Annotated in this window: 18 protein-coding genes; 13 read left to right on the forward strand and 5 right to left on the reverse strand. The window is 54.1% G+C overall.

Features of this window, described 5'->3' with window-relative positions:
* Nucleotides 1–8 precede the first annotated feature (8 nt).
* The 4 genes from rsmE (at nucleotide 9) to ruvX (ending at nucleotide 2,758) form a co-directional block, all read left to right on the forward strand.
* A complete protein-coding gene (rsmE, locus tag ACT9TW_RS01000; protein WP_446491450.1) occupies nucleotides 9–740 on the forward strand; it encodes a 16S rRNA (uracil(1498)-N(3))-methyltransferase in 732 nt (243 codons plus the stop codon).
* A 19-nt stretch (nucleotides 741–759) separates the two neighbouring features.
* Complete coding sequence (gene gshB / locus ACT9TW_RS01005; protein WP_446491451.1) at nucleotides 760–1,707, forward strand: glutathione synthase; 948 nt, start codon at nucleotides 760–762, stop codon at nucleotides 1,705–1,707.
* 74 nt (nucleotides 1,708–1,781) lie between these two features.
* Nucleotides 1,782–2,342: a YqgE/AlgH family protein gene (locus ACT9TW_RS01010; protein WP_182062371.1), complete on the forward strand. Its 561-nt coding sequence runs from the start codon at nucleotides 1,782–1,784 to the stop codon at nucleotides 2,340–2,342.
* A complete protein-coding gene (gene ruvX, locus ACT9TW_RS01015; RefSeq protein WP_014071696.1) occupies nucleotides 2,342–2,758 on the forward strand; it encodes a Holliday junction resolvase RuvX in 417 nt (138 codons plus the stop codon). Before ACT9TW_RS01010 ends, ruvX begins: the two co-directional genes overlap by 1 nt.
* Here the strand turns inward: ruvX and ACT9TW_RS01020 are convergent.
* On the reverse strand, nucleotides 2,752–3,474 hold the full coding sequence (locus ACT9TW_RS01020; RefSeq protein WP_446491452.1) for an IclR family transcriptional regulator domain-containing protein: 723 nt from the start codon (nucleotides 3,472–3,474) through the stop codon (nucleotides 2,752–2,754). The genes ruvX and ACT9TW_RS01020 overlap by 7 nt on opposite strands.
* A 60-nt stretch (nucleotides 3,475–3,534) precedes the next feature.
* Entirely contained in the window at nucleotides 3,535–4,542 is a 1,008-nt protein-coding gene (locus tag ACT9TW_RS01025; RefSeq protein WP_446491453.1) for a type IV pilus twitching motility protein PilT, read from the reverse strand.
* A gap of 17 nt (nucleotides 4,543–4,559) precedes the next feature.
* Between ACT9TW_RS01025 and ACT9TW_RS01030 the strand changes: the two genes are divergently transcribed.
* The 6 genes from ACT9TW_RS01030 to ACT9TW_RS01055 are packed head-to-tail and all read left to right on the forward strand — an operon-like array spanning nucleotide 4,560 to nucleotide 8,275.
* Nucleotides 4,560–5,264, forward strand: a complete 705-nt coding sequence (locus ACT9TW_RS01030) for a YggS family pyridoxal phosphate-dependent enzyme (RefSeq protein WP_446491454.1) — start codon at nucleotides 4,560–4,562, stop codon at nucleotides 5,262–5,264.
* A gap of 18 nt (nucleotides 5,265–5,282) precedes the next feature.
* Nucleotides 5,283–5,849 carry a YggT family protein gene (locus ACT9TW_RS01035; protein ID WP_182062375.1) on the forward strand — a complete coding sequence of 189 codons (567 nt, stop codon included), beginning with the start codon at nucleotides 5,283–5,285 and terminating at the stop codon, nucleotides 5,847–5,849.
* Nucleotides 5,846–6,142: a DUF167 family protein YggU gene (gene yggU / locus ACT9TW_RS01040; RefSeq protein ID WP_182062376.1), complete on the forward strand. Its 297-nt coding sequence runs from the start codon at nucleotides 5,846–5,848 to the stop codon at nucleotides 6,140–6,142. Before ACT9TW_RS01035 ends, yggU begins: the two co-directional genes overlap by 4 nt.
* Nucleotides 6,143–6,145: 3 nt before the next feature.
* Nucleotides 6,146–6,739: an XTP/dITP diphosphatase gene (locus ACT9TW_RS01045; RefSeq protein WP_182062377.1), complete on the forward strand. Its 594-nt coding sequence runs from the start codon at nucleotides 6,146–6,148 to the stop codon at nucleotides 6,737–6,739.
* A complete protein-coding gene (gene hemW, locus ACT9TW_RS01050) occupies nucleotides 6,732–7,880 on the forward strand; it encodes a radical SAM family heme chaperone HemW (protein WP_446491455.1) in 1,149 nt (382 codons plus the stop codon). Before ACT9TW_RS01045 ends, hemW begins: the two co-directional genes overlap by 8 nt.
* A gap of 56 nt (nucleotides 7,881–7,936) precedes the next feature.
* A complete protein-coding gene (locus ACT9TW_RS01055; RefSeq protein WP_446491456.1) occupies nucleotides 7,937–8,275 on the forward strand; it encodes an endonuclease domain-containing protein in 339 nt (112 codons plus the stop codon).
* 82 nt (nucleotides 8,276–8,357) lie between these two features.
* On the opposite strand, the gene ACT9TW_RS01060 is transcribed toward ACT9TW_RS01055, so the two are convergent.
* The 3 genes from ACT9TW_RS01060 to trmB are packed head-to-tail and all read right to left on the reverse strand — an operon-like array spanning nucleotide 8,358 to nucleotide 10,176.
* Nucleotides 8,358–9,077, reverse strand: a complete 720-nt coding sequence (locus ACT9TW_RS01060; protein WP_014071705.1) for a DUF2884 domain-containing protein — start codon at nucleotides 9,075–9,077, stop codon at nucleotides 8,358–8,360.
* Between the two features lie 53 nt (nucleotides 9,078–9,130).
* The gene (locus ACT9TW_RS01065; protein WP_182062380.1) at nucleotides 9,131–9,457 is read right to left on the reverse strand and encodes a YggL family protein; all 327 of its coding nucleotides are present in this window, start codon (nucleotides 9,455–9,457) and stop codon (nucleotides 9,131–9,133) included.
* Complete coding sequence (gene trmB / locus ACT9TW_RS01070) at nucleotides 9,457–10,176, reverse strand: tRNA (guanosine(46)-N7)-methyltransferase TrmB (protein ID WP_014071707.1); 720 nt, start codon at nucleotides 10,174–10,176, stop codon at nucleotides 9,457–9,459. The genes ACT9TW_RS01065 and trmB overlap by 1 nt, the downstream gene beginning before the upstream one ends.
* A 144-nt stretch (nucleotides 10,177–10,320) precedes the next feature.
* Between trmB and mutY the strand changes: the two genes are divergently transcribed.
* From mutY to mltC, 3 genes are all read left to right on the forward strand, one after another.
* Nucleotides 10,321–11,373 (forward strand): A/G-specific adenine glycosylase, encoded by a 1,053-nt coding sequence (mutY, locus tag ACT9TW_RS01075; protein WP_446491457.1) that lies wholly within the window; start codon nucleotides 10,321–10,323, stop codon nucleotides 11,371–11,373.
* A 26-nt stretch (nucleotides 11,374–11,399) separates the two neighbouring features.
* Nucleotides 11,400–11,672 carry an oxidative damage protection protein gene (locus ACT9TW_RS01080; RefSeq protein WP_315686752.1) on the forward strand — a complete coding sequence of 91 codons (273 nt, stop codon included), beginning with the start codon at nucleotides 11,400–11,402 and terminating at the stop codon, nucleotides 11,670–11,672.
* Nucleotides 11,673–11,797: 125 nt separating this feature from the next.
* On the forward strand, nucleotides 11,798–12,874 hold the full coding sequence (gene mltC / locus ACT9TW_RS01085; protein WP_182063463.1) for a membrane-bound lytic murein transglycosylase MltC: 1,077 nt from the start codon (nucleotides 11,798–11,800) through the stop codon (nucleotides 12,872–12,874).
* The last annotated feature ends 18 nt before the right edge of the window (nucleotides 12,875–12,892 follow it).

Here is a 12,892-nt window from a genome sequence, read left to right on the forward strand (position 1 = left end):
TTCTGACTATGCGCATCCCTCGCATTTACCACCCTGAACTGATTATCGCAGGCCGCGAAATCGCCCTGTCCGACGAAGCCGCCAACCATGTTGGCCGCGTGCTGCGCATGGGCGCAGGCCAGACTGTCCAGCTTTTCGACGGCTCAAATCAGGTTTTCGACGCTGAAATCACCCGTGCTGATAAGAAAAGCGTGCATGTAAATGTGCTGCGTGGCGAAGTGGATGACCGTGAATCGCCGCTGCATATTCATTTAGGCCAGGTGATGTCGCGCGGTGAAAAGATGGAATTCACCATCCAGAAATCGATCGAACTGGGTGTAAGCCTCATTACGCCACTTTTTTCTGAGCGCTGTGGCGTTAAACTGGATGCGGAACGTCTGAACAAAAAGATCCAGCAGTGGCAGAAAATCGCCATTGCTGCCTGTGAACAGAGTGGCCGCAACCGCATCCCGGAGATCCGCCCGGCGATGGATCTGGAAAACTGGTGTGCCGAACAGGACAGCGGGCTTAAGCTCAACCTCCACCCGCGCGCCAGCGCCAGTATTAATACGTTGCCGCTGCCCGTTGAACGTGTTCGCCTGTTGATTGGCCCGGAAGGCGGCCTGTCTGCTGACGAAATTGCTATGACGGCGCGTTACGAGTTTACTGATATTCTGTTGGGACCTCGCGTTCTGCGCACTGAGACAACGGCACTCACTGCCATTACCGCGCTGCAAGTGCGGTTTGGCGATCTGGGTTGAAGCATTATTGGAGAGGAACATGATCAAGCTCGGCATCGTGATGGATCCCATCGCAAACATTAACATCAAGAAAGATTCCAGCTTCGCTATGCTGCTGGAAGCGCAGCGTCGCGGCTATGAACTCCACTACATGGAGATGAACGATCTCTACCTGATCAACGGTGAAGCCCGCGCACGCACCCGTATTGTTAACGTCGAGCAGAACTACGATAAATGGTACGAATTCGGCACCGAGCAGGATATCCAGCTTGCCGATCTCGATATGATCCTGATGCGTAAAGATCCGCCGTTCGACACCGAATTTATCTACTGCACCTATATCCTTGAGCGCGCAGAAGAAAAAGGCACGCTGATCGTGAATAAACCGCAGAGCCTGCGCGACTGTAACGAGAAACTCTACACCGCCTGGTTCTCGGATCTGACGCCGGAAACGCTGGTAACCCGCAATAAAGCACAGCTGAAAGCCTTCTGGCAGAAGCACGGCGATATCATCATGAAACCGCTGGACGGTATGGGCGGCGCATCGATTTTCCGCGTGAAAGAGAGCGATCCGAACATTGGCGTGATTGCCGAAACGCTGACCGAACTGGGTACCCGTTACTGCATGGCGCAAAACTATCTGCCTGCCATCGTCGATGGCGACAAGCGCGTTCTGGTGGTGGATGGCGAACCGGTTCCTTACTGCCTGGCGCGTATCCCGCAGGGCGGCGAAACCCGTGGTAACCTGGCGGCAGGTGGCCGTGGCGAACCGCGTCCGTTGACCGAAAGCGACTGGGAAATTGCCCGCCGCGTTGGCCCAACGCTTAAAGCCAAAGGCCTGATCTTCGTTGGCCTGGATATCATCGGCGACCGCCTGACCGAAGTGAACGTCACCAGCCCAACCTGCATTCGTGAAATCGAGGCCGAATTCCCAATCTCGATCACCGGAATGCTGATGGACGCTATTGAAAAACGTTTACAGAAATAACCTGTGACAGCGCCTGAGTTTGTCCCCATACTGGGCGCTGTCGCTTTTTAAACCAGGAAACAGAACCTCTGACAATGAATTTACAGCATCACTTTCTTATTGCCATGCCTGCTCTCCAGGATCCTATTTTCCGCCGTTCCGTCGTTTATATCTGTGAATACAATGAAGACGGTGCGATGGGTATCATCATTAATAAGCCTCTGGAAAACCTGCAAATTGAAGGCATTCTGGAAAAGCTAAAAATCACCACTGAAGAACGTCTGCCTGAAATTCGTCTTGATAAACCGGTGATGTTAGGTGGGCCGCTTGCTGAAGATCGCGGTTTTATCCTGCATACGCCGCCGGGTTTCTCTTCCAGCATTCGTATCTCGGATAACACCGTGATCACGACTTCGCGCGACGTGCTTGAAACGCTGGGCACCGCCGAACAGCCTTCAGAAGTGCTGGTTGCGCTGGGCTATGCGTCCTGGGAAAAAGGCCAGCTTGAGCAGGAGATCCTGGATAACGCGTGGCTGACTGCGCCTGCGGATCTGAACATCCTGTTTAAGACCCCTATCGCCGATCGCTGGCGCGATGCAGCTAAACTCATTGGCATTGATATTCTGACCATGCCGGGCGTAGCGGGGCACGCATAATGAGCGGGACGCTTTTAGCTTTTGATTTTGGCACCCGAAGTATTGGCGTTGCCGTCGGCCAGCGTATTACCGGCACGGCGCGCCCACTGACGGCGTTAAAAGCGAACGATGGCACGCCAGACTGGACGCTTATCGAACGCCTGCTCAAAGAGTGGCAACCGGATGACGTTATCGTTGGGCTACCGCTGAATATGGATGGCACCGAACAACCGCTCACCGCGCGTGCGCGTAAGTTCGCCAACAAAATCCATGGCCGCTTTGGTGTCTCAGTGAAGCTGCACGACGAGCGCCTTAGCACTGTCGAAGCCCGTGCTGGCCTGTTCGAGCATGGCGGTTTCAGGGCGCTCAACAAGGGCAGCGTGGACTCTGCTTCTGCTGTGGTGATCCTCGAAAGCTATTTCGAGCAGGGTTACTGAGCCTCTTCTGAATTGCCCGTAAAATCGGGCATTCTCAGCAGTTTAGCGTTGAGTTCCTGTAGTGCCTGAAGGCGCGCTTCCACCACATCATTCCCGACATTCCACATTCCGGCAAATGCCAGCGCAGCATGATGAACACCAACCGGAATAGCCATCGATACTTCCCCATCATCGTGATGCCAGATAACGTGGCCGGTTTTACGCTGCAGCTCAACGTGGGGCGCCAGGTTGCGCCACTGCTCGTCGGTGAAGCGTAATTTCAGCTGTTCGTCGCTCTCTTCTGCCAGTAATGCCATGCCAATGACGGACTGCCAGGCCGGGAGCATCCGATAACCGGCCAGCGCCTGTGTCGTTTGGCTGCCTGGCACCGAGTGCCAGATGTAGATAATCTGATCCTCCCACAGCACCCCGAGCGCGACGACAATATCGCGCGGAGCGTAACGCTCCAGTATTGGCAACGCGCGGGAAAAAAGCGCTGAACCACGAATGGACTGCGCCGCCAGGGCATGGATACCTGGCCCCGGCAAATAGCGGCGGTGTTCGTCCTGCATCGTCAGGCCAATCGAGGCCATTGTCATCAGCAGGCGGTTAGCGCGAGTGGTGTTAATTCCCATCAGACGCGCCAGCTCGCGACACCCAATCGCACGATCGCTGGACACCAGGTATTGCAGACAGCGTATACCGTCAATCAGGCTTTGATTTGGTTGTGATGACATGGTTTCGTTTGCTCAAAAGATAGAGACTCGATTCTACCGCTCGCACGCAAGGATACAAGGTCAACCCGGCGCAACCGCCGACCTTTCGTGAAGCCGCCCTTGCGATCTGCGTTCGGCAAAGCTTTGGTCAAAATTCTGCATCCCCGCCTGTTGCCCGGTCTGGATAATACCAGGCAATTGCCAGGTTTTGCCCTCACGGATAAGATTTGCCGCTGCTGAAGTATTCACCAGCAGTTCGTACAGTGCCACGCGCCCTCCCTGAACATCCCGAAAGAGCTTTTGCGCCAGTACCGCGCGAAGACTGCCCGCCAGCTGATTACGCACCGGTTCTTTTTCCTGTGCCGGAAAGGTATCGACCAGGCGCTCTATTGCCTGCGCTGCACCACGCGTATGCAGCGTTGCCAGCACCAGATGGCCGGTTTCCGCTGCCGTAAGGGCCAGCCTGATCGTTTCGCTATCGCGAAGCTCCCCCAACAAAATCACATCAGGATCTTCACGTAATGCGGCGCGAAGCGCCTCTGCAAATGAAGGACAGTGTTGGCCTATCTCCCGTTGATGGATAAGACAGCGATCGCTTTGATAAATAAACTCAACCGGGTCTTCCAGCGTCAGAATGTGTTTATCGCAGTGGCGGTTAAGATGATCCACCATTGCCGCAAGCGTGGTGGATTTGCCACTTCCGGTTGCCCCTGTCACCAGAATCAGACCACTGTCGTTGTCCAGCAGTACCGGGAGCACACGCGGCGCACCCAGCGCCGAAAGCTGCGGGCAGCTCGCCGGCAAGAGTCTGAGCGTGAGTGAGGCCCCGTTAATGTGGCGGAATGCACTGCCGCGTAAACGCTGCTGGCTAGTGAGCGTCACTGCAAAATCCACCTGCCCATTTGCCCACCAGGTTCCCTGTTGTTCGTCGTTAAGCCACGTTTTTAATAGCTGCGTAATATCCGGCGGCGGGAATGGCGCAGGTTCAAGCGTACCTGCCCTGCGCCAGCGTGGCGGTGAATCACTACACAGGTGTAGATCCGACACATTATGCTTTACACTAAGGGCCACAATTTCTTCCATTACCACACGACTCTCCTCGGAAAATGAACGACATTGCGCATAACCTGGCACAGGTCCGGGACAAAATCTCAGCCGCAGCAACGCGTTGCGGCCGTGCTCCAGAAGAAGTTACGTTACTTGCAGTGAGCAAAACCAAGCCTGCGAGCGCCATCGCAGAAGCGATTGCCGCTGGCCATCGTGCGTTTGGTGAAAACTACGTGCAGGAGGGCGTGGACAAAATTCGTTATTTCCAGGAACGGGGAAATAGCGACCTGCAATGGCACTTTATTGGCCCGTTGCAGTCGAACAAAAGCCGTCTGGTCGCAGAGCACTTTGACTGGTGTCATACCCTTGATCGCCTGCGTATTGCGACCCGTCTCAGCGAGCAACGTCCGGCCGGACTCGCGCCACTTAACGTGCTGATTCAAATCAATATCAGTGACGAGAACAGCAAGTCGGGCATCGCGCTAAACGAGCTGGATACGCTGGCGGCAGAGGTGGCCGCGCTTCCGGGGTTAACCCTGCGCGGATTGATGGCCATCCCGGCGCCTGAGTCAAGTTACGAAAGGCAGTTTGCCGTGGCACAGCAAATGGCTGTAGCATTTGAGGCGCTTAAAGCGCGCTACTCTACGGTCGACACGCTTTCTCTGGGCATGTCGGAAGATATGGAAGCCGCAATTGCGGCAGGCAGCACTATGGTGCGCATTGGCACAGCTATTTTCGGTGCGCGCGATTACCCCCAAAAATAAGGAAACCTGAGGAACGCCATGAAGACGTTGACTTTCCTGCTCTCAACGGTGATTGAACTGTATACGATGGCGCTATTACTGCGCGTCTGGATGCAGTGGGCGCGTTGTGATTTTTACAATCCCTTCTCGCAGTTTGTTGTGAAAATCACACAACCTGTAGTGGGACCGCTGCGCCGTGTGATCCCGGCGATGGGCCCAATTGACAGCGCCTCTTTACTGGTCGCTTTTGTACTCAGCGTCATTAAGGCCATCGTGCTGTTTATGGTGGTGACGTTCCAGCCGATTATCTGGATCGCCGCCGTTCTGATTCTGGTCAAAACCATCGGGTTGTTGATCTTCTGGGTCCTGCTGGTGATGGCAATCATGAGCTGGGTAAGCCAGGGCCGTAGTCCGGTGGAATATGCCCTGATTCAGCTTGCCGAGCCGCTGCTGCGCCCAATCCGCAGTCTGTTGCCTTCGATGGGCGGCATCGACTTTTCACCGATGATTCTGGTGTTGTTGTTGTACGTCATCAACATGGGCATCACCGAGCTGCTACAGGCTACGGGCAACATGCTGCTGCCGGGGCTGTGGATGGCGTTATGAGTGCAGTAAGCACCTGCGCCGATGGGCTGGTTTTAAGGTTGTATATTCAACCTAAAGCCAGCCGCGATAGTATTGTTGGACTGCATGGCGACGAATTAAAAGTCGCCATCACCGCCCCACCCGTTGATGGCCAGGCGAATGCGCATCTGACCAAATATCTGGCTAAACAGTTTCGCGTCGCCAAAAGTCAGGTCATCATTGAAAAGGGTGAACTTGGGCGTCATAAACAGGTAAAAATCCTCGACCCGAAATCCATCCCGACGGAAGTCGCGGCTCTGAAAGAACAGGAATAAACGATGCAGAAAGTTGTTCTCGCTACCGGTAACGCCGGTAAGGTGCGCGAGCTGGCCTCGCTGTTGAATGATTTTGGTCTGGATGTCGTCGCACAGACTGAACTGGGCGTAGAGTCCGCCGAAGAGACAGGCCTGACGTTTATTGAAAACGCGATCCTGAAGGCGCGCCACGCGGCACAGGTTACTGGCCTGCCCGCGATTGCCGATGACTCTGGTCTGGCTGTTGATTATCTGGGTGGTGCACCAGGCATCTATTCCGCGCGTTATTCAGGCGTTGATGCTACTGACCAGCAGAATCTGGAAAAACTGCTTGTTGCGCTGCAAGATGTTCCTGACGAAAAGCGTCAGGCGCAGTTCCACTGCGTGCTGGTCTATCTGCGTCATGCAGAAGACCCAACACCCGTTGTCTGCCACGGCAGTTGGCCGGGCGTGATTACCCGTGAAGCGGCAGGCAACGGCGGTTTTGGCTATGATCCGATTTTCTTTGTCCCGACTGAGGGCAAAACCGCTGCGGAACTGACCCGCGAAGAGAAAAGCGCGATTTCCCACCGTGGACGCGCACTGAAACTGTTACTGGAAGCATTACGTAATGGCTAATTTGCCACCTCTGAGTCTTTATATTCATATCCCGTGGTGCGTGCAGAAATGCCCGTACTGCGATTTCAACTCTCATGCGCTGAAAGGCGAAGTACCGCATGACGATTACGTTGCGCATCTGCTGGCTGACCTGGATGCCGACGTACCTTACGCACAGGGACGTGAAGTTAAGACCATTTTTATTGGTGGCGGTACGCCGAGCCTGCTGTCAGGCCCGGCAATGCAAACGCTGCTGGATGGCGTACGAGCGCGCCTCAATCTGGCGGCGGATGCTGAAATTACAATGGAAGCCAACCCCGGTACCGTTGAAGCCGACCGTTTTGTCGAGTATCAGCGTGCGGGTGTGAACCGTATTTCCATCGGCGTGCAGAGTTTTAGCGAGCCAAAATTAAAACGTCTGGGACGTATTCACGGCCCGGAAGAGGCAAAACGCGCGGCACACCTGGCGACAGGGCTTGGCCTTCGCAGCTTTAACCTCGATTTGATGCACGGCTTGCCGGATCAGTCCCTGGAAGAGGCGCTGGACGACCTGCGCCAGGCAATTGAACTGAACCCGCCGCATCTCTCCTGGTATCAGTTGACCATTGAACCGAACACGCTGTTTGGCTCCCGCCCACCGGTACTGCCGGATGATGACGCGCTGTGGGATATCTTTGAGCAGGGGCATCAGCTTCTAACCGCCGCAGGCTATCAGCAGTACGAAACCTCCGCGTATGCGAAGCCAGGTTACCAGTGTCAGCACAACCTGAACTACTGGCGATTTGGTGATTATCTGGGTATTGGCTGCGGTGCGCACGGTAAAGTGACCTTCCCGGACGGGCGCATTCTGCGTACCGCCAAAACGCGTCATCCACGCGGGTTTATGGAAGGACGTTATCTGGAGCGCAGTCACGATGTTGAGGCTGCTGATAAACCGTTCGAGTTCTTTATGAACCGCTTCCGCCTGCTGGAAGCCGCCCCACGTGCGGAGTTTACGCTGTACACCGGCTTGCCGGAGTCGGTGATACGCCCACAGATTGACGAAGCGCTGGCACAGAAGTATCTCACCGAGTGTGATGATTTCTGGCAGATAACTGAGCATGGAAAACTGTTCTTAAATTCCCTTCTTGAGCTGTTCCTCGCCGAAGAGCCTGAAAGCTGATTCAGGATTTTGCATCCCGTTCTGCCAGCTGAGAGAAAGGCTGGCAGAGTGTGGGGATGGACAAATCAAAACAACTCCGTAAACAAATGACGCCCGAAGAATTACGCCTCTGGTATTTGCTCAGAGGTCGTCGCTTCTATGGGTATAAGTTTCGCCGCCAGATGCCGGTTGGCACGTATATCGTCGATTTTGCCTGCTTTAAGGCGAAATTGATCGTTGAGCTGGATGGAGGGCAACATCAGGATGAAGCGGCGTATGACTTACGAAGAACTGCGTTCTTAAACGCAAACAGCTGGGAAGTTTTGCGGTTCTGGAATAACGAGTTCAGGGTGAATGAAGAAGAAGTCTTGATGGTTATTTTGCAAAAATTGCAGAGCCTGATGCCCTCACCCTAACCCTCTCCCACAGGGAGAGGGAACGCTTACCCCCTCTCCCTGTGGGAGAGGGCCGGGGTGAGGGGCACAGCGCGCAGAAATCTTACTTCAGCGTCCCCACCAGCGCCTTACGGCTGTCTTCCAGCGATACCACGCGCTTACACACGTCTTTACCGAACTGCTGGAAATCATCTTCCTGATTCTTCCATTCGTTCTGAATCGAGGTCTGTAGGCCGCCCAGACTACCTAAAACGCCCTGCAATGGGTTTCCGCCGCCTTTCAGCACGGCTTTGGCGCCCATTTCGTTGATGCTGTCCTGCAAGATACCGCCCATCGCCTGATTCACCAGCTGCTGGCCGTCGGCACGGACCTGGTCAATCGCCTTATAGTGGAACGTCAGGCCATCGGTGCGATGCTCAATGATGCGGTTCATCTGCTCTTTCAGCTGTTTGTCCAGCTTGGTCAGGCGAGTACGCATATTGCTGCTCTCACCCACCTCTTTGGTGATGATTTTATCCAGTGCGACACGGCTCTTTTCAACGCGTGTCAGCGCACCTTCATCAATCCACGGCAGCGCGGTACGCAAATCTGCCTGATAATCTTTTGCCTGCTCGCGCTGCGCGGCGCTCAGATTGTACTGTTTGCCGTTAAACGTTACGTTGCCATCCGGCGTAATCACCAGATTTCCGTTTTCGCCTTTAACCTGCACGGTTTGCGGGCTTAATACCACATCGTCGCGCGGCGTCACGCCACATTTATACTCCGCATGGGCGGTGAATCCGGTTGCCATTAAAGCAACGGCCAGCAACGTTTTGCGCATCATAAAAACTCCCTCAGACAAAATGGGCCAGCTAATGCTGGCCCCTTGATGCTTACTTAGTCCCACCAAATATCGAAAAGTTCGCTGATGCGCACGTCTTCAAATTTGCGGTCTTCAAGCCATTTACGTACTGCCGCCTGATGCTCTTCAGTGCATTTACCCACTTCTTGCAGGCAAATCAGGCCTTCCCATGACAGGTAACCACTACCGTCAAACGCCAGCTTGTTTGGCTCAATCACGTCGCTGATGAAGGCATCAACGTCCTGATCAATTTGCTCTACGCTTGTACCTTCCGGGAAACGCCATGCGATAGAGAAACCCACTTCCTGGAATTCCTCGATGTGCATTTTTTTACGCAGACGACGGCTACGGTTCTTTGCCATTATTTTACCCTCTCGAACATTAAGTCCCATACACCGTGACCAAGACGATGGCCACGCTGTTCAAATTTCGTCACCGGACGTGAATCCGGGCGCGGTACATAGTCGTTGCTCTCAGACTGGTTTTTATACCCGTCCAGAGACGACATCACTTCCAGCATATGTTCCGCATAAGGTTCCCAGTCGGTCGCCATGTGGAAGACGCCGCCCAGTTTAAGTTTGCTTTTTACAAGCTCAGCAAACTGCGCCTGAACGATACGGCGTTTATTATGACGTGCTTTGTGCCACGGGTCAGGGAAAAAGAGCTGAACCATGTTCAAAGAATTGTCAGGAATCATTTTGTGCAGCACTTCTACCGCGTCGTGACACATCACGCGCAGGTTTTCTACACCCTCTTCATGGGCGGTGGCCAGACATGCACCCACACCCGGCGAGTGAACTTCAATACCGAGGAAATTCTGCTCCGGGCGCGCTTTGGCCATGGTCACAAGCGACGTGCCCATGCCAAAACCAATCTCAAGCGTAACCGGTGTTTCACGGCCAAACAGTTCGGCGAAATCAACAGGCTGTTCACTGAACTCAACGCCCATCACCGGCCAGTAGTTGTCCAGCGCATGTTGCTGCCCTTTGGTCAGGCGGCCCTGACGGCGGACAAAGCTGCGAATACGGCGCAGCGGGCGGCCGTTTTCATCAAATTCCGGTGAAATGACGTCGTTTTTCATAAAAGAGTTGTCTGCTTGTGAGAATGTTCGGGAAACGGGCATTATCCAAAGTTAAGGCTTCTATGCAAGCATGGGAAAGATCCGGTTTACAGCAGATTGACGCTGTGCTGCAATCTGCGTCCCTGATTATGCGAATCGATAACCATGCAAGCCTCTCAATTTTCAGCCCAGGTGCTGGACTGGTACGACAAATACGGGCGTAAAACCCTGCCCTGGCAAATTGAAAAAACGCCTTACAAAGTATGGCTCTCCGAAGTGATGTTGCAACAAACGCAGGTCGCCACGGTTATTCCTTATTTTGAGCGTTTTATGGCACGCTTCCCTACGGTGACCGACCTGGCGAATGCCCCGCTGGACGAGGTACTGCACTTGTGGACGGGGCTTGGCTATTACGCCCGTGCGCGTAATCTGTACAAAGCCGCACAGCAGGTTGCCACTCGCCATCATGGCAAATTCCCTGAAACCTTTGAAGAGGTTGCTGATTTACCTGGCGTTGGGCGCTCAACCGCAGGCGCGATCCTCTCTTTGTCATTAGGTAAACATTTCCCAATCCTCGACGGCAACGTCAAACGCGTGCTCGCACGTTCTTACGCGGTGGGCGGCTGGCCTGGCAAGAAAGACGTTGAGAAACGTCTGTGGGAAATCAGTGAAGTGGTCACGCCCGCTAAAGGTGTGGAACGTTTTAATCAGGCGATGATGGATCTGGGTGCGATGGTATGTACCCGTTCCCGACCTAAGTGCGAACTCTGTCCGGTGAATAATATTTGCGTGGCCTATGCCAACAAAAGCTGGGCGCAGTACCCGGGCAAAAAACCGAAACAGACGCTTCCAGAGCGCACTGGCTACATGTTGCTGATGCAGCAGGGCGATGATGTATTTCTCGCCCAGCGCCCGCCAAGCGGCCTGTGGGGTGGTCTATACTGCTTCCCACAATTTGAAGATGAAGCATCGCTGCGGGAATGGCTTAAGCAGCGCGGGATTGCTGCCGATAACCTCATGCAACAGACCGCGTTTCGCCACACCTTCAGCCATTTCCATCTGGATATTGTGCCAATGTGGCTTCCCGTGTCCTCATTTGCCTCGTGCATGGATGAAGGTCCGGCTCTCTGGTATAACTTAGCGCAACCGCCATCAGTCGGGCTCGCGGCTCCCGTAGAGCGTCTGTTACAGCAATTACGTGCCGGTGCAATGGTTTAGCATCGGCTAGATAAAGAGGAATGAGTATGGCCAGAACCATTTTTTGCACTTTTTTACAGCACGACGCTGAAGGACAAGACTTTCAGCTCTATCCAGGCGAATTAGGAAAGCGCATCTATAACGAAATCTCCAAAGAAGCCTGGGGACAGTGGCAGAAAAAGCAAACCATGCTGATTAACGAGAAAAAACTCAGCATGATGAACCCGGAACACCGCAAGCTGCTGGAACAAGAAATGGTGAACTTCCTGTTCGAAGGTAAAGACGTGCACATCGAAGGCTATACGCCACCGGAAAAATAATATTCTGCGGGCTGGTACCCGGCGGCGCTTCGCTTACCCGGGCCTACGGTTTCGTAGGCCGGGTAAGCGCAGCGCCAACCGGCGAAAGCAACGACTAAGCAAACACAACACGCACTCCCGGAATGATGAAAAAAATTTTAGCGCTAGCTCTTATTGCGCCGTTGCTTGTGTCTTGTTCGTCTAAAAAAGGCGATGATTACAACGAAGCCTGGGTAAAGGACACCAACGGTTTTGACATTTTGATGGGGCAATTTGCCCATAACATCGAAAACATTTGGGGATTTAACGAAGTTCTTATTGCTGGCCCTAAGGACTACGTTAAGTACACCGACGCTTATCAGACCCGTAGCCACATCAATTTTGATGACGGTACGATCACGGTCGAGACTATCGCAGGCACCGAACCTGCCGCGCACCTGCGCCAGGCCATCATCAAAACTCTGCTGATGGGCGACGATCCGGGCTCTATTGACCTCTACTCCGATGCTGACGACATTACTATCTCCAAAGAACCGTTCCTGTACGGTCAGGTTGTCGATCAGACCGGTCAGGCGATTCGCTGGGAAGGCCGCGCCACGAAATTCGCCGACTACCTGTTGCAAACGCGTCTGAAGAGCCGGACTAACGGGCTGCGTATTATTTACAGCGTGACCATCAATCTGGTGCCAAACCACCTTGATAAACGTGCACATAAATACGTGGGCATGGTGCGTCAGGCGTCGCGGAAATACGGTGTGGATGAGTCATTGATTCTCGCGATTATGCAGACCGAGTCTTCCTTTAACCCTTACGCCGTAAGCCGTTCTGATGCGTTGGGCCTGATGCAGGTTGTCCAGCACAGCGCCGGGAAAGACGTTTTCCGCTCGCAGGGGAAATCGGGGACGCCAAGTCGTAACTACCTGTTCGATCCGCAAAGCAACATTGATACCGGCACGGCTTATCTGGCGATGCTGAGCAATGTCTATCTTGGCGGAATTGATAACCCAACCTCACGTCGCTATGCGGTCATCACCGCGTATAACGGAGGTGCAGGCAGCGTACTGCGCGTCTTCTCGAATGACAAAGTGCAGGCCGCGAACATCATCAACAGCATGGCGCCGGGAGATGTCTATTCGACGCTGACCTCCCGCCACCCGTCTGCGGAATCCCGTCGTTATCTGTATAAGGTCAATACGGCGCAGAAGAACTACCGTCGCCGTTAGTCCCCTCACCCTGCTCTC

The sequence above is a fragment of the Enterobacter sp. C4G1 genome (assembly GCF_052886895.1).

Coding starts and splice junctions, on each gene's coding strand:
- ACT9TW_RS01035 (WP_182062375.1), top strand. CDS start 5,283: ATGAAGACGTTGACTTTCCTGCTCTCAACGGTGATTGAACTGTATACG.
- trmB (WP_014071707.1), bottom strand. CDS start 10,176: ATGAAAAACGACGTCATTTCACCGGAATTTGATGAAAACGGCCGCCCG.
- mltC (WP_182063463.1), top strand. CDS start 11,798: ATGAAAAAAATTTTAGCGCTAGCTCTTATTGCGCCGTTGCTTGTGTCT.
- hemW (WP_446491455.1), top strand. CDS start 6,732: ATGGCTAATTTGCCACCTCTGAGTCTTTATATTCATATCCCGTGGTGC.
- ACT9TW_RS01020 (WP_446491452.1), bottom strand. CDS start 3,474: ATGTCATCACAACCAAATCAAAGCCTGATTGACGGTATACGCTGTCTG.
- yggU (WP_182062376.1), top strand. CDS start 5,846: ATGAGTGCAGTAAGCACCTGCGCCGATGGGCTGGTTTTAAGGTTGTAT.
- ACT9TW_RS01080 (WP_315686752.1), top strand. CDS start 11,400: ATGGCCAGAACCATTTTTTGCACTTTTTTACAGCACGACGCTGAAGGA.
- ruvX (WP_014071696.1), top strand. CDS start 2,342: ATGAGCGGGACGCTTTTAGCTTTTGATTTTGGCACCCGAAGTATTGGC.
- mutY (WP_446491457.1), top strand. CDS start 10,321: ATGCAAGCCTCTCAATTTTCAGCCCAGGTGCTGGACTGGTACGACAAA.
- ACT9TW_RS01060 (WP_014071705.1), bottom strand. CDS start 9,077: ATGATGCGCAAAACGTTGCTGGCCGTTGCTTTAATGGCAACCGGATTC.
- ACT9TW_RS01055 (WP_446491456.1), top strand. CDS start 7,937: ATGGACAAATCAAAACAACTCCGTAAACAAATGACGCCCGAAGAATTA.
- rsmE (WP_446491450.1), top strand. CDS start 9: ATGCGCATCCCTCGCATTTACCACCCTGAACTGATTATCGCAGGCCGC.
- ACT9TW_RS01010 (WP_182062371.1), top strand. CDS start 1,782: ATGAATTTACAGCATCACTTTCTTATTGCCATGCCTGCTCTCCAGGAT.
- ACT9TW_RS01045 (WP_182062377.1), top strand. CDS start 6,146: ATGCAGAAAGTTGTTCTCGCTACCGGTAACGCCGGTAAGGTGCGCGAG.
- ACT9TW_RS01030 (WP_446491454.1), top strand. CDS start 4,560: ATGAACGACATTGCGCATAACCTGGCACAGGTCCGGGACAAAATCTCA.
- gshB (WP_446491451.1), top strand. CDS start 760: ATGATCAAGCTCGGCATCGTGATGGATCCCATCGCAAACATTAACATC.
- ACT9TW_RS01065 (WP_182062380.1), bottom strand. CDS start 9,457: ATGGCAAAGAACCGTAGCCGTCGTCTGCGTAAAAAAATGCACATCGAG.